Below are 21,763 nucleotides of genomic sequence, written 5' to 3'. Positions count from 1 at the left end.
TCACCGCAAGCCTGCGCCCGCGTCGCCCCACGAGCAGCATCACCTCGCATCGCTGCACCGGACGGTGCACGCAGACACCGGTCTGCGCGGGTCATGCGGGCCCCTCGGTGCCCGGCAGGCCTGCGACGGGCTTGGTGCGGGAGCGGCCCGACGCGTCCTTGAGGACCACGTACTTGAGGTCCACGTGCGGCTCGAGGGCGCTGAACTTGTCGTTCGGCGCGCCGATGACGAGCTGGAAGCCCAGGCCCCGCCACGCACCGACGGCGCGGCCGGTGAACCGGGCGTCGGCCTTGATGAGCGCCTCGTCGAGGAACACCGGGGCGTACCGGGGGCGGGCCGCACCGGCGTCGCCGAGCTGGTAGCGCAGCGCCGCGCCGACGATGAACGCCACGAGCTCCTGGGACTCCCCGCCGGACTTCTCCCCGATGTGGTCGTACAAGGCCACGTGGTTGCCGTCGAGGTCGACCTTCTCCGCCGACAGGCGCACGTGCCGGCGCACGTCCACCAGGTCCGCGTAGTCGGGGGAGGAACGACGGATGCGGTCGACGACCTTGGCCATGCGCAGGTAGCGGCGCTCGCGCTCGGCGTCCGTGGCCTGCGTGGACAGCACCTCGCGCAGGTCGCGCAGCTCCTTGCGGAACCGGGCGACCACCGCGGACTGGGTGTCGCGGGCGTCGATGCGCAGCCGGTGGTCGTCGTCGGAGAACGGCAGGTCCGCGAGGATGTCGTTGACCGGGCGGATGCGCTCCTTGATCTCCCGGACCGACCGGGCCAGCGCGTTGTGCAGGTCGGTCAGGTCGTTGCCCGACAGGCGCAGCAGGCTCTTGCGCCACTCCGCCTCCAGCTCGTGCAGGCCGCTGACCTCGAGCTCGGTGAGGATCCGCACGAAGTCCGGGTACGACGCGTCGGGGTCGGTGCCCAGGTTCGGGTCGGGCCAGCGCTCGACGAACGTCTCGAACGTGCGGCGCAGCGCGTCACGGGCCGCGGCGACGGTCTGCTGGGCGGCCTGCCGGTCGGCGCGCAGCAGGTCGCCGGCGCGGGCGACGACCGCGTCGAACGCCGCCAGCGCCTCGACCGGGTCCGCAGCGGGCGCGACGGTGCCGGCGTCGTCGGTGCCCACGTCGTCGGTGCCGGCGAGCAGGGTGTCCAGGTACGCCTGCTGGTCCGGTGCCAGGGCCGTGCCCGCGTCCTGCGCGTCGTCCAGGGCGCGCTGCGCGGTGTCGACGGCATCGGTCGTGGCCGACCAGTCGTCGCCGAGGCTCTGCGCCAGGCCCTTGGTGCGGCCCAGGTCCTCCGTGAGGGTCTGGATCGTCACCTCCAGCTCCGCGGCCCGCTCCTGCAGACGCGTCACCTCCGGGTTGCCCGCCGTGACGTCCTGCACGACCTGCTCCCAGCGCGTGCGCTCGGCCTCGACGCCGGCCACGTCGACCTGGTCCCACGACGTGGCGACCAGCGCCTCGTGCGCCCGACGCACGACCTCGTACCGGTCGTGCCCGGCCCGGGCCGCCTCGACCTGCTCCTCGGCCTGCGCCACCCGCCGCTGCGCCCGCGCGACCTGCTCGTCCAGGTGCGCCAGCCGCCGGGCGTTGGTGAAGCCCAGCACGTTCGCCCGGCCCTGCCCGCCGTGCGCACCCCGGTTGCCCTCCGACACCTGCCCGGACCGCGTCAGCGCCTTCGCGTGCTGCGCCAGCTCGCCCGGGGTGTCCACGCACACGTACGCGAACCGCTCCGCCAGCTCCGAGCGCAACCACCCCGTGAACGGGCCCTGCCGGTAGTCCAGCCGCCCGGGCAGGGTGTGCGCGTCCACACCCACGTCGTCCCGCAGCCCCGTGGGCACACCCTGGAACCGGATGCGCCGCGCCGTGGGCACCGCGTCGATCGCCGCCCGGAACGCCCGCACGTGCGCGGCGTCGATGAGCAGCAGCGTCGCGAACCCGCCCAGGGCCAGGTTGAACGCGTCCCGCCACGGCTCGTGCTCCGTGCGCACCTCGACGAGCTCGGCCACGAACGGCAGCTCCTCGGGCGTCAGCCCCGCCGCCTGCGCCAGCGCGGCGCGCGCCGCGTGCAGGTCGCCCGGGATGTTGTCGTGCCGCCGCAGCACCGCCGCCCGCTCGACCTCCAGCGCCGCCAGGTCGGCCTTCGCCTCCTTGCTCAGCGACATCGCGTCGAACAGCCCCGCGAACGCCCGCTCCTTGGCGCCCGGGTCCGCGAGCGCCGCACGGGCCTGCTCCGCGAGCGCCGCCAGCCCCGCCTCGTCGTCGACGGTCGCGCCCAGCACGGCCAGCACCTCGTCGAGCCGGCCCCGGGCGCGCACGACCTCCTCCTGCCGGGCGCGCACCGCCGTCAGCTCCCGCTGGGCCGTGGCCAGACGGTCGCCGCCCGACGCCCACAGCGTCTCCTTGACCCCGTCGAGCTCCGCCCGCGCCGCGGTGACCCGCGCGGCGGTCTCCCGCGACGTCTGCCCCGCCTGCTGGTGGCGGCCGTGCAGGTCCGCCTCGACCGCGCGCAGCAGACCCAGGCGGCGTCCGTGCCGCCACAGCGCCGCCGGCGACGTCCCGTCGTCGAACGACCCGACGGCCTCGATGACGCCGACGCGCTCGCGGGCGGCCTCCAGGGCGGCCCGGTGCTCGCGGATCGGCTCCAGGGCCTTGACCTGCTGTCGGGCGGTGATCATCTGGTCGCGCGTGCCGGTGAGCTTGTCGAACTGCTCGACGACGGCGTCCGCGGTGGCGAACGTGTCGGGGTCCTCCAGCACCATCGCCTTGTACAGCGCGTCGACGGTGGTGATCTGCTGCCCGGCCTGGATGCGCCCGAGCAGGCCGACGGCCTTGCTGCCGTCACCGGCTGCGCCGATCCCGAGGGTCGAGTGCAGGCGCGCGGTGAACTCGCGGTCGGTGTCGTAGCAGGTCAGGCCGGCCTCGGTGACGGCGTGGCGGGCCAGGCGCTGCGCCGCGGGGCCCTCGAGGTCGCGGGCGTCGAACGGCCCGTCGACGGTGGCGCGCACCGCGACGACGTCCTCGAGCGTGCGCGCCGCGGACGGCACGTACCAGGCGCGGACCGCGGTCAGCTGCGTGCCGGACTGGTCGGCCCACGTCATCGCGATCGCCGACCACGTGTCGTGCCCGTCGCCGCGCAGGACCCGCTGCCGGGTGCCGTCCTCGGTGCGGGACTCGTCGACCTTCCCCCGGGCGTAGGACAGGATGTTGCGCTGGTCCTTGCCGCGCGGGCGCCCGACGACGCCGCCGTTGGACGCGCCGTTGAACGGTGTGGTGTGCGGCATGAGCAGCGCGATGTACGCGTCCATGAGGGTCGACTTGCCGGACCCGGACCCGCCCGAGAGCAGGGTCGCGGTCGAGGCCAGCCGGACGCGGTGGTGCCCGTCGTACCCGCCCCAGTTGACCAGCTGCAGGTCGCGCGCGACCCACTGCTGACCGGTGGAGGCGGCGGGGATCAGCCCGAACAGGGAGTCGAGCATCGTCATCGGGCGGCCTCCTCGCCGGCAGGGGAGTCGTCGGTCGGCGCGCCGCCGGCACCCGTGCGGGTGCGCAGCCAGTCGCGCAGCTCGACGAGCCGTTCGTTGCTCAGCACGACCTCGACGAGCGCGGTCACGCGGTAGCGGCCCTCGGACTCCTCTTCGACGAGACCCTCCTTGGCCAGGCGGGCCACGGCGTTGCGGATCTCGCGCTGGTGGGCGGCGACGTTCGTGTCGTCGGGGTCGAAGTACGTCAGGGCGGTCTGCTCGAGCTCCTCGACGTCGACGCGCACCGACGTCTCGCCGGCGCCGCGCTCGCGCTGGTACACCGTCCGCAGGTGCACGAGCACGAGGGTCTCGGCCCGGGAGTACGCGTCGTCGCGCAGCAGCACGGGCACGTCGAGCTCGGCGGAGCGGACCTGCTTCTTGTACGCCACGCCGCGGTCGTGGTCGACGACGAGGTGCACGAACAGGTCGTGCAGCCGGGACTCGATGACCTGCTGGTTCTCCAGGAGCGTGCGCCACTGCGCGCGGTTGCGGTCGGCGAGCAGGAAGCGGCGCTGCAGCAGCCGCACGAGCACCCGTCGCACGTCGGCGTCGAGGGTGCCGCTGTCGCCGGCGAACAGCTCGGTGGGGTCCTCCTCCATCGGCACGGGCGCGATGAAGCCCGGGTCGCCCTCCACCGCGTGCTCGTCGGGGGCGCCGCCCGTGACGTCGTCCGCCGTCACGCTGGTCTCACTCATCGTCCTCGTCCTTCGTCCGTGCCGTGACCCCGCCGAACGCGAACCGGCGACGCGACCCGTCGGGGCGCACCGCCTCGACGTACGCGAGCTCGCCGGTCTCCTCCATGCCGAGCTGGTGGGCGATCTCCAGCAGCCCCAGCAGGTCCACCGGGCGCCGCAGCGCCGCCGGGGCCGCCGTGAAGGCCGCCGCGACGTCGACGGTCGCGGCACCGTCGGCGAAGCCTGCCAGGTGCACGCCCAGGTCGGCGTAGTGCGGCCCGCCCCACGCGCGCGCCTCGTCCTGCGCGACGTCCTCGTCGTCGTCCCACGACGTCAGCGGCGCCGGCCCCTGCGGGGGGCGCAGGTCGCCGGGCGTCTGGCGCAGGTGGTCGACGTCCGCCACCGGCAGCCGCCGCAGGGGCTCCACCGGCTCGCCACGGCGGGCGTCCGGCACCCACACGGCCAGCCCGGTCATGACGTCGCGCAGCAGGTCGTCGACCTGCCGGTCGCGCAGCGGGTCGTGGTTGCGCACCTGCGCGGTGATCACGTACGACGCCTCGCGCTGCGCGGTGAACACCTGCTCCAGGCCCTGCTCGATGCGCCGCCCGATCTCACGCAGCTCGGTGCGCTGCGCGGCCGGCAGCCGCCGCGTGAACCGGTGCCGCAGGACCACGTCGAGCTGCGCGGACAGCTCGTCGAGGCGCTGCGGGTCGCCCAGCAGCCGCAACGCACCGGCGAACGCCCGCCCCTCGGCGGTGGACTCCATGACGTGCTCGCCGCGCTCGAGGTACTCGCGCAGCACCGCCCCCGTGGGGCGCTCGTCCTGCCGCAGCGCCGTGACCACGTCGCGCTGCATCGCCTTGATGGACTCCGCGACCCGGGCGAAGTCCGCGGGCAGCTCGCGCACCAGGTGCAGGACGTTCTCGGCCTCCTCGAGCAGCTGCTCGTCGTCGACCGGGTCGACCTCGCCCGTGCGCTCCAGGCGCGTGACCTCGGCCTGCAGCCGGCGGATCTCCGCGTCCAGGCGCGCGACCCGCACCATGACGTCCGGGTCGGCGTCCTGCGCGAGCCGGTCGAGCGCGTCCAGGAGCGTACGCACCCGCGACTGCGACACCCGCGCCCGCGCACCACCCGCACGCCCGGCGACCTCCAGCGCCCCGACGGCGTGCGCCGAGAGCCGGTACACCTCGACGTCGCCGTCGAGCACCTGCCGCACCAGCCACCCCGCGTCGGCCCACTGCCGGCACAGGTCCCGCGCCGACCCGACCGGCACCTTGTCCTCGTACCCGGCGGCGCGCAGCTGGTGAAGGGCGTCGCCGATCTCGGTGTGCGCGTCGGCCACCGGCACCGTCGGGCGCTCGGCGGTGAACACCACGGACAGCAGCGACACGACCAGCGGCGCGTACCGCTTGTGCAGCAGGTCCAGCATCGGGTTCTGGAACGCCCGGACCGCGCCCAGGTACGCCCCTTCAGTGCGAGAGATCATCGCCGCACAGCGTAGGTGCGCCCGCCCACCGCGCCGTGCACGCGACGGGCGTGCCCGCGACCGGCGTGCCCGCGCACGACCGTGCGGGCGGGACCGCCGAGGGTCCCGCCCGCACCGTCACGTCCGGCCGGTCACCCGGCGTACGTCTCCAGCTCCGCGATGCGCGGCGTGCCGCTGGCGCCGGTGATCTCGAGGTTGACCTTCGTCAGCGACGTCGCGCCGAACGTGATCGTCGACGGCGAGCCGCTGCCCGAGGCCAGGACGGCACCGGTGTCGTTGTTCACCACGCGCCACGCGGTGATCGACCCGCCGCCCGACGCCTGCTTCACGACCACGCGCGACACGGTCGTCGCCGCGTCCCACTTGACCGAGACCCGCCCGGTCGACCCGTTGGGCGACCAGTACGTGCTGGTGGAGCCGTCGATCACGGCCCCGTAGCTGGTGCCCGAGCCCTTGGACGAGCCGTCGGCCCCCGCGCCGAGGCTCAGGTTGGTGCCGGTCGCCGGCGGGGTGGTCGGCGTCGGGGTGGGCGTGCCCGACGTCGGGGAGGGCGTCGGCGTCGTCGTGGGAGACGTCGTCGGCGACGGCGTGGTCGGGGTGCAGCTCCCGTTCGAGACCCGCAGGCCCGTGTTCGCCCCGGCGGTCTGCCGGACGATGTCCGGGACGCAGCTGGCGGCGTCGAGGCGGAACGAGTACGGGATGCTCACGGTCGTCGTGGAGACGGGGTTCGGGCCCGCGGGGTTGTTGTCGCCGCTGCGGCTCGACCAGGTCACGTTGTCGAAGATGTTCCCGTTGACCTGCCACGTGCCGGCCTCCGAGGTGTAGAACGTGCCGAGCACGTCCTTGGAGTCCTCGAAGTAGTTGTTGTCGACGCGTGCCTTCGCCCCGGCGCGGGAGTTGATGCCCGACTCGTTCAGCGAGTAGTAGTGGTTGTTGTACATGTGCGCGACGCCGCCGCGCAGCAGCGGGGCGCGGGAGTCGATGTTCTCGTACTTGTTGTTGTGGTACGTGATGAACCCGTTGGAGCGGTCGCTCTCGGAGGACCCGACGAGGCCGCCACGGCCCGAGTTGCGCAGGATCGAGTAGGACAGCGTCACGTACTGCGTGTTGTCCTTCATGTCGAACAGGCCGTCGAAGCCCTCGGACTCCCCGCCCGACGCCTCGAGCGTGACGTGGTCGACCCAGACGTTGCGGACATCGGTCTCCATGCCGATCGCGTCCCCGCCGTTGGACGTGGGGGAGCCCGACTTCTTGACGTTCTTCACCGTGACGTTCTGGATGATGATGTTCCGCGCCTCGCGGATGTGGATCCCGATCTCGTTGAACACCGCGCCCGAGCCCACGCCGACGATGGTGACGTTGCTGATCTGCTTGAGCTCGATGACGCCGGCGGCGGTGTTGCACGACCCCGAGACCTTCGCCGTGTTGGCCGGCGTGATCGTCCCGACCACCTCGATGGTGATGGGCGTGCTGGCGCTGGCGCGGCCGCACAGCGCCTCGTGGATCTGCGTGCCCGTGGTGGCGCGCACCGTCGCGCCGCCCGCGCCGCCGGTCGTGCCGCCGTTCTGGGACGCGAAGCCCGTCGCGGTCCCCGTGGCGGCCTGCGCCTCGGGGACGGCCAGGGCGTTCACGCCGATCGTGGCTGCCACGGCCATCGTGGCTCCCGTGGCCAGCAGCCGCAGTGCGAGTGGTCGTCTCATCGTCGCCTCACGTTCGTCGTTGAATGCGGGTCGTGACGCGCACGGCGGACGGCCGCGAGGGGAGCGGTCGTGCGTGCCGTGCACGCACCGGCGGCGTGGCGGACCGGCGGTCCGTCGACGCTGAGGAACCGGTTTCTCGACGGTAGGAGAGCGGTTTCCGATCTGACAAGCCCCCGACGGGACCCGAATGGTTTAGGAGTGCACCCGACCGACCGTCCGGGTGCGTCTACCTCACTCCGTGAACGCGCTCTCGCTCACCCAGATGCCGGGGCTCACCTCGCGCATGTCGTCGTCAGGGGCGGGCGACCCCGGCTGCATCAGGCGCATCGAGACCGTGGGGGTCCCACCCAGGGTCACACCCGCGCCCTCGGTGGGGATGTCGCCCGGTGGGACGCACGCCGTGCCGACCCTGCCCGGGCGCGGGACCACAACGGCGCACGCCCTCCCGTCCACGGTCACCGCAGCCCATATGCCACCGTCGCGCGGAAACACGGCGAGCAGTCGCGCCGAGTTGGGGTCGAGGCGGGTCTCCGGATCGCCCACCATCGCAGAGCTCACCACGTCAGTCGGTAGCGCGTCCTCCGCAGCGTCGGCACGCGCGAGGACCGGGAAGACCTCCTCGGGAGCGACTGCAGGCGGGGCCTGGGGCCAGGCCAGCGCGACCGCGACTCCGGCCAGGGCGACGCCGCTCACCACCAGTCCTGCGACCAGGAGCCGGCGTCGCCCGCCAGCGCGGCTCGTCGCTGCGGCGCTCGCCCCGTCGTCGACGCTAGGCGTGGGGGGCTGCGTCGTCTCCTGCATGGTGCTCCCTCGGGTCGACGCGCCGTCCGACCCGGCCGGTCGCGGTCCTGCGCCGATCCTGGCAGACCGCGCACCGGCCGCGCGGGCCTTCCGTGAGGCTGCACGCGGGCGGGTGAGTGGTTCACCCGCTCGTGCCCGGCCATGAGGCGTCGGCCCTAAGGGGGGGCGTCCCGGCGCGCCAGAAATCCGGTACGACCCCAGTCATGGGTTGCCATAACGTGATGCGCCGCCCCGCGGTGGCTCGACCGGCCCCGGAGGGTGCCGCCCGTCCGCCGACCCCTCCGACCCCAGGAGCACCGCCGATGACGACGCCACGACCTACGAGGCGTGACTCCACGACGGGGGTGGACCGGCGCCTGATCGGGCTGGGGGCGCTCCGAGATGGCGCCGACGCGTCATGAGCACGACGGTCGATCAGTGCGAGGACGTCAGGGCCGGGTCATCGCGGGACGTGCGGCTGGCGGTCCTCGCGAACATTCCGGTCATTACCATCAGCTACGCCACCGGCGGGCTCAACGGCGACCTCCTGCAGGCGTACGCCGTCGGTGCGCTCGGCATCACGCCCGCCGTGCTCGGCCTCACCTACGGGCTGATGCTCGTCAGCATCCCCGTCCAGTTCGGCGCCGTCGCGATCGTCGAGCGTGTCGGCTTCCGGCGCACCATGGTCGTGGGCTACAGCGCGCTGCTGGTGCTCATGGTCGTGCTCGCGCTCGTCTCACGGGCGCCGGACCCGACGGGGGCGTTCGTCGTGACCGTCGTGCTCATCGAGGTCGTCGTGTCCGCCTCGTGGGGGCTCGCGTGGCACCCCTGGATGCAGCAGGTCGTCCCCCGGTCGGAGAGGCCGCGGTACCTCGCAAGGGCTCAGTCCACGGCCCAGGGCTTCAACATCGCCATGCTCGCCGCGTTCGCGGCACTCGCGGGAGCAACCGCCTCCGTCGTGGAGTACCAGGCCTTCCTCGGGCTGCTCGCGGTGTTCGTGGTCCTCTCGATCTGCGCGTGCCGCCTGCTGCCCGAACCGGTCGTCTCCCGGCGTGCGGAGGAGATCCGTCCCGGTGTGCTCACGTCCGTAGTCGCGGGCTACCGGCGGGTGTGGGCGGGTGTCGAGTCGGTTCGGGCGAGCGTGCCGATGCGTCGACTTCTCCTGGTCTACGTGATCGACGTGCTCCTGGCGACTCCGCTGCTCACGGGGTACGCCGTCGTGGTGCTCGGGATGCCTGCGGCGCTGGTGGCGTTCTCCATCGGCGCTCGCTCGCTCTCCGGTGTCGTCCTCGGACCTCTGTGGGGCCGGTTCCTCGAGCGGCACGGGGTTCGACGGACGGTCACGCTCTCGCTCTCGGCGGCGTGCGTCGCCAAGGTGCTGTGGCTGCTGCTCCCTGCCGACCCGGGCCAGGGCGCCTCGACGACCACCCAGGTGGTGTTCGTCGTCCTCACCCTTGTCGGCGCCGCGCTCGGCATCGGCTACGGCCTGAGCATGCAGCTCCTCTGGTACGAGCTGGCGCCAGTGTCGGACGCGGTCGCGCTGTTCACGCTCAAGGACGTCCTCGAGTCCGGCAAGGCGCAGCTCGGCACCGCCGTCGCGGGCGTGCTGGTGTCCGCCGCGGCGGCATGGACGTTCTCGGCTGGCAGCGTGTCGGTCGACGCCTACAAGATCGCGGTGCTCTGTGGGATCCCCGTCGCTGTCGTCGTCATCCGGATCGTCAGTCGGATCGATGTGCCCGGGCACTCACGGACGTGAGCGCACGGCGATCGTCGACGCCGTCCGCCCGGACGTGCCCGGCAAGCACCCCGCCCCGGTGCGTGTGGTAGCCCGGTGGCAGCATCGGGGGATGACTCCTCGCTCGCGGCACCTGAGCACCGTCATCGCGCGACCCGTCGCCGACGTCTACGCGTTCGTCGCCGACCCCGCCAACCTGCCCCGCTGGGCACCCGGGCTCGGCACGTCCGTCGTGCACGACGGCGACGACTGGTACGTCGAGACCCCGCAGGGTCGCGCCCGCGTGCGGTTCGCCCCGCTCAACCCCTTCGGGGTCCTCGACCACGAGGTGCTCACCCCGACCGGGCAGACCGTGCACGTCCCGCTGCGCGCGATCGCCGACGGGGACGGTTGCGAGGTGGTCTTCACCCTCCGCCCCGCACCGGGGATGACCGACGCCGACCTCGACCGGGACGAGGCCCTCGTCACCGCCGACCTGGCCCGTCTCCGCGAGATCCTCGAAGGCGCGGTACCGGCGGGCGACGCTCCGCGTTGACGGCACGCGTCACGGGGCCAGCTCGGCGCCACCCGTGGCGAGGAGGTACGGCGCGGGAACGGGCGGTCGGCGGCGTGCGCGCAGCCGGTGCAGGGCGAGCCGCCACCAGGCAGGTGCCTCGTGCGTCCCCGTGAAGAAGACGACCTGGGACCCGTCGCGGCGCGTCGCGACCGACGGCCCGCACACCCCGCGTCCCGCCCAGCGCGGCGTCGTCGGCAGGTCCGTGTCGAGCACCCGCTCGGGTGCGGACCACGCCGCGCGCCGCGCCGACGACTCAGCAGCGCGGATCCGCCACAGGCCCTGCGCGGGGAACGGCTGCGTGCCGTGCAGGTTCGTGCCGCGGGCCAGCAGCATCGACCACCCGGCCACCGTCCGGTAGACAGCGGAGTCGAAGAACCCCTCGGCGGCCGTGGCGAACGACTGCGGGGGCGACCAGGTGATCCCGTCCTCGCTGTCCGCCACACGGATCTCGAAGTCCGGCTGCTCGCCGGGGCCGACCTCGTGCGGGGCGGCGAGGAACCACATCCGGTAGCCGTCGGCCACGGGCACGATCGTCGGCTCCAGGGCGCTGGGCCGCTCGTCGTCGCCGCGGACCAGCGCCCCCGGCAGCCGCTCCCACCCGCCGTCCGGGCGCTGCTCGAGCGCACCCGCCGTGTACGCGCTGCCCGGGCCGTACCGGCGGCTCGTGCGGCGCCCGGCGTAGTAGACCCGCGCCGGGGCGCCGCGGTGCGGCGGCACGTACGCCGGCGTGTGCATCCCCGCGGCGTCCCACGTGCCACGCCGACCGTCGGGCACCAGCGCCACGAGCCGCCCGCGGGCGTCGCGGTCGAGCCGCCAGCCGTCCAGGCCCACGTCCGCGCCGGCGGGGAGCGTCGCCCGGTGCAGGCGGTTGCGGAACGACGTCGAGAACCCGCCGACGAGCATCACCCACCGGCCGTCGACCTCGTGCACGTCGGGGTCGCTGAGCCCCAGCACCCCGCGCGGCACCGGCCCGTCCAGCATGTCCCACAGCACCCGCAGGTCGTGCACGGGGTGTGCGCGCGGCGTCATCGGACCCCCAGCGGTCGGAGCGCGGGACGACCCGAGGGCCCGCGCGGCGGACCTGGTCAGGCTAGACGGACGCACCGTCGCAACGGGGCCCTCCTGCACCACGAAGGCCCCCGATCCGCGTCTCCGCAGTTCAGGGGCCTTCAGGTCGCTGTCTCAACGAGTGTCCGGAGGGGGACTTGAACCCCCACGCCCTTTCGGGCACTAGCACCTCAAGCTAGCGCGTCTGCCATTCCGCCACCCGGACGGGGTGGTACCTCGGCGACCCCGGAGGGCCCCTTGGCGCGGCAGAGAACTTACCACGGCGCGGGCGTGGTCCTCGCATCGGGCGCCCGCGTGGGAGGGCGCGCGGCCTGCGGCGGGGCCGTGGACGGCGCCGGCGAGGGCGATGGCGTTCTGCCGTGAGCAGATCGGGCGGACGGCGCCGCCGTGGCCGTCCTACGGTCGGGGCATGACCTCTCCCGCTGCGCCACCCGCCCGTCCGACGAGCGCCTGGCGCCGCACGATCGGGCGGCTGCTGCGCCGTGCGCGCGAGGAGCAGGGGCTGCGGCTGGCCGACGTGGCGGAGCGGGCCCGGCTCTCGCCGCAGTACCTCTCGGAGGTCGAGCGGGGGCTGAAGGAGCCGTCGTCGGAGGTGCTCGCGGCGCTGACCGGGGCGCTCGGCGTCACGCTCGCCGACCTGGCGCTGGCCCTGGGCAGCGAGCTGGAGCAGCGCCGCGCACCGGTGCGTGTGCTGCACCTCACGTCGCAGGGCGGATCGTCGTCCGTCGTGGGCGCCGGGCCCGTCGGGGCGTCCGCCTGGGGGCCCGACGTCGTGGCGCTCGCCGCCTGACCCGCCGGCCCGACCCGTGGGGCCCGGCACCGGCCGGACCCCACGGGGGCGTCAGACCCGCGCCGCCACCACGTGGTCGGCGATCCCGTACGCCACGGCCTGCTCGGCCGTCAGCACGAGGTCACGGTCGGTGTCGCGGCGCAGCGTCGCCAGGTCCTTGCCCGTGTGGTGGGCCAGCACCTCCTCCAGCTGCGCGCGCACCCGCACCAGCTCGTCCGCGGCCAGGATGAGGTCCGGGATCGGCCCCTGGCCGCGCGTCGTCGGCTGGTGCAGGACCACGCGGCCGTGCGCGAGGATCGCCCGCTGCCCGGCCGTCCCGCCCGCCAGCAGCACCGCGGCCGTCGACGCGGCCTGCCCCACGCACGTCGTGGCGACCGGCGGGCGCACGTACTGCATCGCGTCGTACACGGCGAGCATCGCCGACGTCGACCCGCCCGGGGAGTTCACGTACAGCTGGATCGGCTTGTCCGGGTCCTCCGACTCCAGGTGCAGCAGCTGGGCGACCAGCACGTTCGCGACGCCGTCGTCGATCTCGGTGCCGAGGTACACGATGCGCTCGGACAGCAGCCGGCTGAACACGTCGACCGTGCGCTCCGACCCGGCGCGCCGCTCCACCACGTACGGGATCGTGTACTGGCTCATCACCGCACCCCCAGCCCGGCCGTGCCCGCCACGGGCGGCAGCAGCGCCGACACGTCGTCGACGACGTGGTCGACGAACCCGTACGCCAGCGCCTCGTCCGCGGTGTACCAGCGGTCCCGCAGCGAGTCCTCGTGCACCCGCTCCGGGCTCTGCCCCGTGTCCCGGGCGATCAGGCCCAGCACCGTGTCCCGCGTGTGGCGCAGGTCGTCGGCCTGCAGCTCGACGTCGACGGCCGAGCCGCCGATGCCTGCCGACCCCTGGTGCATGAGCACCCGGGCGTGCGGCAGCGCGTACCGCTTGCCCGGGGTGCCCGCGGAGAGCAGGAACTGGCCGGCGCTCGCGGCCATGCCGAGCGCCACGGTCCGCACGTCGTTGGGGATCGCGCGCATGAGGTCGTGGATCGCGAGCATCGCGTGGATCGACCCGCCGGGGGAGTGGATCCACAGGCTGATGTCGGTGCGGGGGTCCTCGGCGGACAGCAGCAGCAGCTGCGAGCACAGCCGCGTGCCGTTGGTCTCGTCCAGGGCGGTGCCGAGCACCAGCACCCGGCGGAACAGCAGCCGGGCCGTGAGCTCGTCGTCGGTGGTGCGCAGGGGCGGGGTGTCGTGCGTCATGGACCCAGCGGACCGTCCCGCCGGGCGGGTGCGCCAGGGCGCGCTGCCGTGGGCGGATCCGCCCGTGGCCGCGCGTGCGTGAGCGCACCACCGGCCGGCCGGCGCCGGCCAGGCGGACGACGGGTCAGACGGGCAGCGGGACGCGGGGCAGGCGCGGCGCCGGCAGGCGTCCCGCGGGGAGCAGGGCGGCCGGGGTCAGGGCACGGGCGCGGCGCGCGACGCGGGGCGACAGGGCGGGCAGGACGCCGTGCGTCAGCTCGCGCAGCGCCTCGACGAGCACCCGGTTGAACGCCGTGGGCGCGTGGCTGTTCACGTCGTGACCGGCACCGGGGACCACGGTGAGGCGTGCGCCGGGGGCGGCGCGCAGGAAGCGGCGCTCGTCCAGGCGCAGGGGGTCGCGCCGGCCGTTGACCACCCACAGCGGCACGCGCAGGCGGCGCAGGTCGGTGAGCGGGGAGTACCCGGCGATGGCGGTGAGCATGTCGGTGACCACGTGCCAGCTGCCCTGGCCGAGGCCGAGCGTGCGGGTCACGTGGTGGGCGGCGTCGCGGTACAGGCCGACGGGCTTGCCGCGGACCTCCGTGGAGCAGCCGGCGAGCATGAGGCCCGCGAGCCGGTGGCCGTGGCGTCCGGCGTAGGCCAGGGACAGGTACCCGCCGAGCGAGAGCCCCACGAGCAGCGGGGGTGCGTCGTGCGCGTCGACGGCGGCGTCGATGGCGGCGACGGCACCCTCCCAGGTGAACCGCTCGCCCGTGCGGTCGCCGTGCCCCGGCAGGTCGATCGTCGTGGTCGGGTGCCCGGCGGCCTCCAGCGCGGCGACCTGGGCGTGCCAGATCGCGGACGACGTGCGGGTGCCGTGCACCAGCACGACGGGCACCGGGGAGGTCACGATGGGGCTCCTGACGGTCGAGGGGCGGGGCTGCACCTCCAGGATCGACCGTGCACGGGCACGTATGAGCCACACGTACGTTCTCCGCCCGGCGTGCGCACGGGGCCTTCACCCCGGGCGCCCCGCCGACCGGCTCAGCCGCGTGCCCACGTGTGCAGGAGGCGGCGGGTCTGACCGACGTAGCCGCCGCCGAAGAGCGCCGCGTGCACCGCCACCGGGTAGAGCTGGTGCAGCCCGACCCGCTGCCGCCAGCCCGGCGTCAGGGGGTGCGCGGCCGTGTACGCGTCGAGCACGACGTCGAGGTGCGGCAGCCCGAAGAGCGCCAGCATCGCCAGGTCGGTCTCGCGGTGGCCGCCGTGGGCGGCGGGGTCGATCAGGGTCGCGCCCGTCGCCGTCCACAGGACGTTGCCCGACCACAGGTCGCCGTGCAGGCGCGCCGGCGGGTCCGCGTCGTCCCACGTCCCGGCGCGCAGCCGGTCGAGCAGCACGTCCGCCGCCCGCCGGTCGTCGGTGTCGAGGTCCCCGCGCAGGCGGTCCAGCACGGGGGCGAGCCGGTGGTCGGCCAGGAAGCGGCCCCACGACGTCTCCGCGGCTGCCGCCATCGGCAGCGGGTCGGACAGGGGCCCGAACCAGCCGTCGCCCGTCCAGCCGGCGGGCGGGGCGCCGAACGCGTCGGCGCCGGCGTCGTGCGTCACGGCGAGCCGGGCCCCGAGCTCTGCCGCCGCGCGCGGGGTGGGCGCGACCTCGTCGAGCCGGACCAGGTCGAGACGGTCCTCGGCGACGTCGAGGACCTCGACCACCGGGACGCCGCCGGGCACGCGCAGCCACCGCAGGCCCGCCGCCTCGCAGCGGAAGAACCCGGCCGGTGCGCCCGCGCGGGCCTTGCGGTGGTGGCCGGTCACCGGCCCCGGTCCCTCATCGCGTCACCGTGGGGGCGTGCAGGTGCTCGAAGACGAGCGAGGTCTGCGTGTGGGCGACCTCGTGGCGGGTGCTCAGGTGCTCCACGACGAAGGCGCGCAGCGCGGGGGAGTCCTGCACGGCCACGTGCACGAGCACGTCCTCGGCCCCGCCGAGCAGGTACACGTCGCGCACCTCGGGCCGCTCGGCCAGGCCACGGGCGAACGCGCCGAGCCGGGCCCGCGCGGCGGCCTGCAGGCGCACGGCGATGATCGCCTGCAGCCCGCGACCCAGCGCCTCGGGGGACACGTCGGCGTGGAACCCGCGCAGCACCCCGCGGGCGCGCAGCGCCGCGACGCGGGCGTGGCAGGTGGACGCGGCGACGCCCACCCGGTCGGCGAGGTCCTTGTTCGACATGCGGCCGTCGGCCTCGAGGGCACGCAGGATCGCCCGGTCGACGTCGTCGAGGGGGACACCCGCGGCCGGGACGGGCGGCGTGCCGAACGCCGTTCGGCGCGCAGCGCCGAACGGCGTTCGGCGCGCAGCGCCGCTGGACCCTGCTCCGACCGACGTCTGTGCGGACATGAGGCCACCGTAACGAAGGAACATCAGTCGCAACCCGTTCGCAACACACGAACTTCACACTGGTGACCGGCGTCACACGCTTTCGGGTGAGGCGGGCCGTCGCACCCCGCGGCCCCCACGAGCGCCACCACCACCACGACCGCCACGCCCCGTGGTGGCACCGCAGACCCCACAGCCACCACACGCACCCGAAGGAGCCCGCCATGCGCGTCGGCGTCCCCCGCGAGGTCAAGAACCGCGAGTACCGCGTCGCCATCACCCCGGCCGGCGTCCACCAGCTCGTCCGCGCCGGCCACGAGGTCATCGTCGAGACCGGGGCCGGCACCGGTTCCGCCATCACCGACGAGGCCTACGCCGCCGCCGGCGCCACCGTCGTGCCCACCGCCGCCGACGCGTGGGCCGCCGAGCTGGTCTGCAAGGTCAAGGAGCCCGTCGCCTCCGAGTACCACCACCTGCGCGAGGACCTCGTGCTGTTCACCTACCTGCACCTGGCCGCCGACCAGGCCGGCACCGACGCGCTGCTGGCCGCGGGCACCACGTCGATCGCCTACGAGACCGTGCAGCTCCCCGACGGGTCGCTGCCGCTGCTGGCCCCCATGAGCGAGGTCGCCGGGCGCCTGGCCACCCAGGTCGGCGCCTACCACCTCATGCGCAACGAGGGCGGGCGCGGCGTCCTGCTCGGTGGTGTGCCGGGCGTCGACGCCGCCAAGGTCGTCGTGCTCGGCGGCGGCGTCGTCGGCACCCACGCCGCCGAGATCGCGCTGGGCATGCGCGCCGACGTGACGATCCTCGACCTGTCCGTCCCGCGCCTGCGCGAGCTCGACGTGGCGTTCGGCGGGCACGTGCGCACGCTCGCGTCGTCCGCGTGGGCCGTCGAGGACGAGCTGCGCACCGCCGACCTCGTCGTCGGTGCCGTCCTCCTGCCCGGCGCCCGCGCGCCGCGGCTGGTCAGCAACGAGCTCGTCGCCGCCATGCGCCCGGGCTCCGTGCTCGTCGACGTCGCGGTCGACCAGGGCGGCTGCTTCGAGGACACCCGCGCCACGACCCACGACGACCCGACCTACCGGGTGCACGACTCGGTCTTCTACTGCGTCGCGAACATGCCCGGCGCCGTCCCCGTGACGTCCACGCGCGCGCTGACCAACGTCACCCTGCCGTACCTCGCCGCGCTGGCGAACCACGGCTGGCAGGGCGCGACCGTCCGCGACGCCGCCCTCGCGGGCGGGCTCACGACGCACGCCGGGCGCCTGCTCAGCGCCGCCGTCGCCGACGCGCACGGCTACCGGGTCGACGCCCTCGGTGCCGACCTGCCGACCGGTGTGCCGGAGCCCGCCCGGGCGTAGGCTCACGCGCATGGGGCGTGCGCTCGTCGTCGGCGGCACCGGGCAGATCGGCCGGGCCGTCGTGCCCGCGCTCACCGCCGACGGGTGGCAGGTCGACGTCCTCACGCGCGACCCCGCCCGGCACGGACCCTGGCTCGCCGGGGCGGGAGCCACGCCCGTGCCGGGCGACCGGCGCGACGCCACGGCGCTCGTCGACGCGCTGCGCGGCGGCGTCGACCTGCTCGTCGACGTCGTCGCGTTCGACGACCGGGACGCCACCCCGTTCCTCGACCGGCCCGGGGCCGTCGGCGCCGCGGTCGTGGTCTCGAGCGCCGCCGTGTACGTCGACCCCGACGGCCACGGCTTCGAGACCGAGCGGTTCGCCGCGTTCGACGGCCCCGTCGGCGAGGACGCCGGCACCGTCGCGCCCGGGCGCGGCTCGTACGCCCGGGGCAAGGTCGCGCTCGAGCACGCGTGGCGGGGCTCGCCCGTGCCGACCACGGTGCTGCGCCCTGCCGCCGTGCACGGGCCGTGGAGCGCGCAGCCCCGCGAGTGGCTGCTGGTCCGGCGCGCCCTCGACGGCCGGGACGTCCGGCTGCTCGCGCACGACGGGCGCAGCCGCTTCGCCACCACGGCGGCGGCCGCCGTGGGTGCGCTCGTCGCGGCGGCCGCCGCCGAGCCCGCCGACCGGGTCCTCAACGTCGCCGACGCCGACGCCCCGACGGTCGCGGAGATCGCGCGGGCCGTCGACGCCGCGCTCGGCGTCACGTCGCGGGTGGTCGGGCTGCCCGGACCGCCGCGCGGGGACCTCGGCCGCACGCCCTGGTCCGTGCCGCACGACCTCGTGCTCGGCACCGACCGGGCGCGGGCGCTGCTGCCCGCACCGCCCGTGCCGTACGCGCAGGCCGTCGTACCCGCGGTGCGCTGGCTGGCCGCGCGCGGCCGGGACGCCACGTACCCGGGGTTCGCGCGCCTCGAGGGCGGCGGCGACCTGTTCGACTACGCCGCCGAGGACGCGTGGCTCGCGCAGCACGACGACGGGCGTGATCTGTGACGATGGGGTCATGACGTCTCCCGAGCTCGAGCTCGACCCGACCAACCCGTTCGCCCACGCCTCGTCCCTGCCCTACGGCCTGCCCGACTTCCGGGCGATCCGCGAGGAGCACCACCGGCCCGCCCTCCTGGCCGGGATGGCCCAGCAGCGCGCCGAGGTCGAGGCCATCGCCACCGACCCGGCCGAGCCCACGGTCGAGAACACGCTCGTCGCGCTCGAGCGCTCGGGCCGCCTGCTGCACCGCGCCGCCACGGTCTTCTACAACCAGTCCAGCGCGGACTCCACACCGGGCCTGGACGCCGTCGAGGAGGAGGTCGCCCCGCTGCTGGCCGAGCACTCCGACGCGATCTGGCTCGACCCGCGCCTGCACGCCCGGATCGAGGCGCTCGCCGCCCGCGTCGAGGCCGGCGAGATCACCCTCGAGCCCGACACCGCCTGGCTCCTGCACCGCACCCGCACCCGCTTCCAGCGTGCCGGCGTGGGCCTGGAGCCCGCCGCACAGGCCAGGCTGCGCGAGATCAACGGGCGCATCACGTCGCTCGACGCCCAGTTCGGCCGGCTGCTGCTCGCCGCGACCAACGCCGCCGCCGTGCTCGTCACCGACCCCGCCGAGCTCGACGGGCTGCCGCAGGACGCCCAGGACGCGGCCGCGCAGGCCGCCGCGGCCGCCGGGCACCCCGGCGCGTGGCTGATCGAGCTGCAGCTGCCCACGCAGCAGTCCGTGCTGGCGTCCCTGCGCCACCGCGGCCTGCGCGAGCGTGTGTTCACCGCGTCCGCGACCCGCGGGGCCACCGGCGGGGAGCACGACACCCGCGCCACGCTGCTCGAGCTCGCCCGGCTGCGCGCGGAGCGGGCCCGCCTGCTCGGCTACGAGCACCACGCCGCCTACGTGGCCGCCGACGCCACCGCCAAGGACGCGCAGGCCGTCGCGGACATCCTCGGCCGGCTCGCGCCCGCCGCCGTGGCCAACGCCCGCGCCGAGGCCGCCGACCTCGAGGCCGCGCTCCAGGCCGACCACCCCGGGGCCGCGCTCGAGCCCTGGGACTGGCAGTACTACGCCGAGCGCGTGCGCGCCGAGCGCCGCTCCCTCGACGACAGCGCCCTGCGCCCCTACCTGGAGATGGAGCGCGTCCTGACCGAGGGTGTCTTCGGCGCCGCCACGGCCCTGTACGGCCTGACGTTCGCCGAGCGCGGCGACCTGCCCGGCTACCACCCCGACGTGCGGGTCTACGAGGTCTTCGACGCCGACGGCACCGGCCTGGGCCTGTTCCTCGCCGACTACTGGACGCGCCCGTCCAAGCGCGGCGGCGCGTGGATGAACAACCTCGTCGACCAGTCGACCCTGCTGGGCGAGCCGCCCGTCGTCGTCAACAACCTCAACGTGCCCAAGCCCCCGCCCGGCCAGCCCACGCTGCTGACCTGGGACGAGGTCATCACCGCGTTCCACGAGTTCGGGCACGCGCTGCACGGGCTGCTCTCGGACGTGCGGTACCCCTCGCAGTCCGGCACCGAGGTGCCCCGCGACTTCGTCGAGTACCCCTCGCAGGTCAACGAGATGTGGGCGTGGGACCCGGCCGTGCTCGCCCGGTTCGCCGTGCACCACGAGACCGGCGAGCCCATGCCCACGGCCTGGGTCGAGACGCTGCTGGCCGCCCGCCAGGACGGCGAGGGCTTCGCCACCACCGAGTACCTCGCCGCCGCGCTGCTGGACCAGGCCTGGTACCGGCTGGCCCCCGAGGACGTGCCGACCGACCCCGAGCAGGTGCTGGCGTTCGAGGCCGCCGCGCTGCGCGAGGCCGGCGTCGACCTGCGCACCGTCCCGCCGCGGTACCGCACGACGTACTTCAACCACGTCTTCGGCAGCGGGTACTCCGCCGGGTACTACTCGTACATCTGGTCCGAGGTCCTCGACGCCGACACCGTCACCTGGTTCGCCGAGAACGGCGGCCTGCGCCGCGAGAACGGCGACGCGTTCCGCGCGAAGCTCCTCGGGCGCGGCGGCTCCGTCGACCCCATGGAGGCGTTCGCCGACCTGCGCGGGCGTGCCCCCCGCATCGAGCCCCTGCTTGAGCGGCGCGGGCTGACCGGGGCCGAGGCCCGATGAGCGGCGCCACCGCCGCCGGACCGTCCGGGCCCACCGCCGCGGACGAGGTCGTCGACGTCTGCCGGGAGCTGATCCGCTTCGACACCTCCAACCCCGGCGACGGCACCGGGCCGGGGGAGCGGGCCGCCGCCGAGTACGTCGTCGGCCTCCTGCAGGACGTCGGCCTCGAGCCCGAGCTGTTCGAGTCCGCGCCCGGGCGGGCCAACGTGGTCGTCCGGGTCGAGGGCGAGGACTCCTCGCGCCCCGCGCTCGTGGTCCACGGGCACCTCGACGTCGTGCCCGCGCACGCCCCCGACTGGAGCGTCGACCCCTTCGCCGGCGAGCTGCGCGACGGCCTCGTGTGGGGCCGGGGCGCCGTCGACATGAAGGACATGGACGCCATGGTCCTGACCGTCGTGCGGCAGATGGCCCGCGAGGGCCGGCGCCCCGCCCGGGACCTCGTCGTCGCGATGTTCGCCGACGAGGAGGCCGGCGGCCGGCAGGGCGCCCACTGGGCCGTCGAGCACCGGCCCGAGCTGTTCGCCGGCGCCACCGAGGCGATCAGCGAGGTCGGCGGGTTCTCCGTCGACGTCGCCGGGCAGCGCGTCTACCTGCTGCAGACCGCCGAGAAGGGCCTGGCGTGGCTGCGCCTGGTCGCGTCCGGCCGGGCCGGGCACGGGTCGCAGGTGCACACCGACAACGCGGTGGTGCACCTGGCCGAGGCGGTCGCCCGCATCGGCGCCCACGCCTGGCCCACGCACCTGACGCCCACCGTGCGCGCCCTGCTCGAGGGCGTCGCCGAGCTCACGGGCCTGCCCTTCGACCCCGAGGACCCCGCGGGCCTGGACGCGCTCGTCGACGCCCTCGGCCCCGCCGCCCGGTTCGTCGGGTCCACCCTGCGGCACTCCACGAACCCCACGCGCCTGGCCGCCGGGTACAAGGAGAACGTCGTGCCCGGCACCGCCACCGGCGTCGTCGACGGACGCTTCCTGCCCGGCCGCTCGGCCGAGTTCGACGCCCAGGTCGCCGCGCTCGCGGGCCCGCACGTGCGGGTCGAGGACGTCGTGCGCGACACCGGCCTCGAGGTGCCGTTCGAGGGGGACCTCGTCGAGGCGATGGTCGCGGCCGTGACCGCCGAGGACCCGGGGGCGCACGTGCTGCCGTACATGCTCTCCGGCGGCACGGACAACAAGGCGCTCGCGCGCCTGGGCATCACCGGCTACGGCTTCGCGCCGCTGCGCCTGCCCGCGGACCTGGACTTCGCCGGCATGTTCCACGGCGTCGACGAGCGCGTGCCGGCCGACGCGCTCGTCTTCGGCACCCGGGTGCTCGACCGGCTGCTGCGCACCTGCTGACGCGCGTGCGCCC

At 75.0% G+C, this 21,763-nt stretch carries 18 protein-coding genes and 1 tRNA gene; 7 read left to right on the top strand and 12 right to left on the bottom strand.

Annotation, left to right across the window (positions count from 1 at the left end; all coding sequences use genetic code 11):
* Positions 1–91: 91 nt before the first annotated feature.
* The 5 genes from BKA21_RS02395 to BKA21_RS02375 all read right to left on the bottom strand — a co-directional run bounded on the left by BKA21_RS02395 (position 92) and on the right by BKA21_RS02375 (position 8,073).
* Positions 92–3,481, bottom strand: coding sequence for an ATP-binding protein (locus tag BKA21_RS02395; RefSeq protein WP_140458801.1), 3,390 nt, complete (start codon positions 3,479–3,481; stop codon positions 92–94).
* Entirely contained in the window at positions 3,478–4,215 is a 738-nt protein-coding gene (locus BKA21_RS02390; protein ID WP_203793429.1) for a DUF4194 domain-containing protein, read from the bottom strand. The genes BKA21_RS02395 and BKA21_RS02390 overlap by 4 nt, the downstream gene beginning before the upstream one ends.
* On the bottom strand, positions 4,208–5,680 hold the full coding sequence (locus tag BKA21_RS02385) for a DUF3375 domain-containing protein (protein ID WP_140458802.1): 1,473 nt from the start codon (positions 5,678–5,680) through the stop codon (positions 4,208–4,210). Before BKA21_RS02385 ends, BKA21_RS02390 begins: the two co-directional genes overlap by 8 nt.
* A gap of 131 nt (positions 5,681–5,811) precedes the next feature.
* The gene (locus BKA21_RS02380; RefSeq protein ID WP_140458803.1) at positions 5,812–7,380 is read right to left on the bottom strand and encodes a pectate lyase family protein; all 1,569 of its coding nucleotides are present in this window, start codon (positions 7,378–7,380) and stop codon (positions 5,812–5,814) included.
* A 231-nt stretch (positions 7,381–7,611) separates the two neighbouring features.
* Entirely contained in the window at positions 7,612–8,073 is a 462-nt protein-coding gene (locus tag BKA21_RS02375; protein WP_140458804.1) for a hypothetical protein, read from the bottom strand.
* Between the two features lie 505 nt (positions 8,074–8,578).
* On the opposite strand from BKA21_RS02375, the gene BKA21_RS02370 reads away from it, so the two are divergent.
* On the top strand, positions 8,579–9,916 hold the full coding sequence (locus BKA21_RS02370; protein ID WP_140458805.1) for an MFS transporter: 1,338 nt from the start codon (positions 8,579–8,581) through the stop codon (positions 9,914–9,916).
* Between the two features lie 91 nt (positions 9,917–10,007).
* Complete coding sequence (locus BKA21_RS02365; protein ID WP_140458806.1) at positions 10,008–10,430, top strand: SRPBCC family protein; 423 nt, start codon at positions 10,008–10,010, stop codon at positions 10,428–10,430.
* A 9-nt stretch (positions 10,431–10,439) separates the two neighbouring features.
* Here the strand turns inward: BKA21_RS02365 and BKA21_RS02360 are convergent, their stop codons facing one another.
* Together BKA21_RS02360 and BKA21_RS02355 are read right to left on the bottom strand one after the other, a co-directional pair.
* A complete protein-coding gene (locus tag BKA21_RS02360) occupies positions 10,440–11,480 on the bottom strand; it encodes a hypothetical protein (RefSeq protein WP_203793427.1) in 1,041 nt (346 codons plus the stop codon).
* 161 nt (positions 11,481–11,641) lie between these two features.
* Positions 11,642–11,724: transfer RNA gene (locus tag BKA21_RS02355), tRNA-Leu, on the bottom strand.
* Positions 11,725–11,928: 204 nt separating this feature from the next.
* Between BKA21_RS02355 and BKA21_RS02350 the strand changes: the two genes are divergently transcribed.
* A complete protein-coding gene (locus BKA21_RS02350; RefSeq protein WP_140458807.1) occupies positions 11,929–12,309 on the top strand; it encodes a helix-turn-helix domain-containing protein in 381 nt (126 codons plus the stop codon).
* A gap of 51 nt (positions 12,310–12,360) precedes the next feature.
* On the opposite strand, the gene BKA21_RS02345 is transcribed toward BKA21_RS02350, so the two are convergent.
* The 5 genes from BKA21_RS02345 to BKA21_RS02325 form a co-directional block, all read right to left on the bottom strand.
* Complete coding sequence (locus BKA21_RS02345) at positions 12,361–12,951, bottom strand: ClpP family protease (protein ID WP_140458808.1); 591 nt, start codon at positions 12,949–12,951, stop codon at positions 12,361–12,363.
* On the bottom strand, positions 12,951–13,565 hold the full coding sequence (locus BKA21_RS02340; protein ID WP_140458809.1) for a ClpP family protease: 615 nt from the start codon (positions 13,563–13,565) through the stop codon (positions 12,951–12,953). The genes BKA21_RS02345 and BKA21_RS02340 overlap by 1 nt, the downstream gene beginning before the upstream one ends.
* A 124-nt stretch (positions 13,566–13,689) precedes the next feature.
* Positions 13,690–14,454 carry an alpha/beta fold hydrolase gene (locus BKA21_RS02335; protein ID WP_239072798.1) on the bottom strand — a complete coding sequence of 255 codons (765 nt, stop codon included), beginning with the start codon at positions 14,452–14,454 and terminating at the stop codon, positions 13,690–13,692.
* 134 nt (positions 14,455–14,588) lie between these two features.
* Positions 14,589–15,356, bottom strand: coding sequence for a fructosamine kinase family protein (locus BKA21_RS02330; protein WP_140458810.1), 768 nt, complete (start codon positions 15,354–15,356; stop codon positions 14,589–14,591).
* 13 nt (positions 15,357–15,369) lie between these two features.
* Positions 15,370–15,936 carry an Lrp/AsnC family transcriptional regulator gene (locus tag BKA21_RS02325; RefSeq protein WP_140458811.1) on the bottom strand — a complete coding sequence of 189 codons (567 nt, stop codon included), beginning with the start codon at positions 15,934–15,936 and terminating at the stop codon, positions 15,370–15,372.
* A gap of 203 nt (positions 15,937–16,139) precedes the next feature.
* Between BKA21_RS02325 and ald the strand changes: the two genes are divergently transcribed.
* Genes ald through BKA21_RS02305 form a run of 4 tightly spaced genes read left to right on the top strand, consistent with a single transcriptional unit; the run spans position 16,140 to position 21,750 of the window.
* The gene (gene ald / locus BKA21_RS02320; RefSeq protein ID WP_140458812.1) at positions 16,140–17,279 is read left to right on the top strand and encodes an alanine dehydrogenase; all 1,140 of its coding nucleotides are present in this window, start codon (positions 16,140–16,142) and stop codon (positions 17,277–17,279) included.
* Between the two features lie 10 nt (positions 17,280–17,289).
* Positions 17,290–18,312, top strand: a complete 1,023-nt coding sequence (locus tag BKA21_RS02315) for an NAD-dependent epimerase/dehydratase family protein (protein WP_140458813.1) — start codon at positions 17,290–17,292, stop codon at positions 18,310–18,312.
* Between the two features lie 10 nt (positions 18,313–18,322).
* Positions 18,323–20,416, top strand: a complete 2,094-nt coding sequence (locus BKA21_RS02310; protein ID WP_140458814.1) for a M3 family metallopeptidase — start codon at positions 18,323–18,325, stop codon at positions 20,414–20,416.
* Positions 20,413–21,750: a M20/M25/M40 family metallo-hydrolase gene (locus tag BKA21_RS02305; protein WP_140458815.1), complete on the top strand. Its 1,338-nt coding sequence runs from the start codon at positions 20,413–20,415 to the stop codon at positions 21,748–21,750. Before BKA21_RS02310 ends, BKA21_RS02305 begins: the two co-directional genes overlap by 4 nt.
* Positions 21,751–21,763 lie beyond the last annotated feature (13 nt).

The organism is Cellulomonas oligotrophica, from assembly GCF_013409875.1.
In the GTDB taxonomy this organism is placed as follows: domain Bacteria; phylum Actinomycetota; class Actinomycetes; order Actinomycetales; family Cellulomonadaceae; genus Cellulomonas; species Cellulomonas oligotrophica.
Note: the sequence above shows the minus strand (reverse complement) of the source record. Positions and strands in the feature narration are given on the sequence as shown.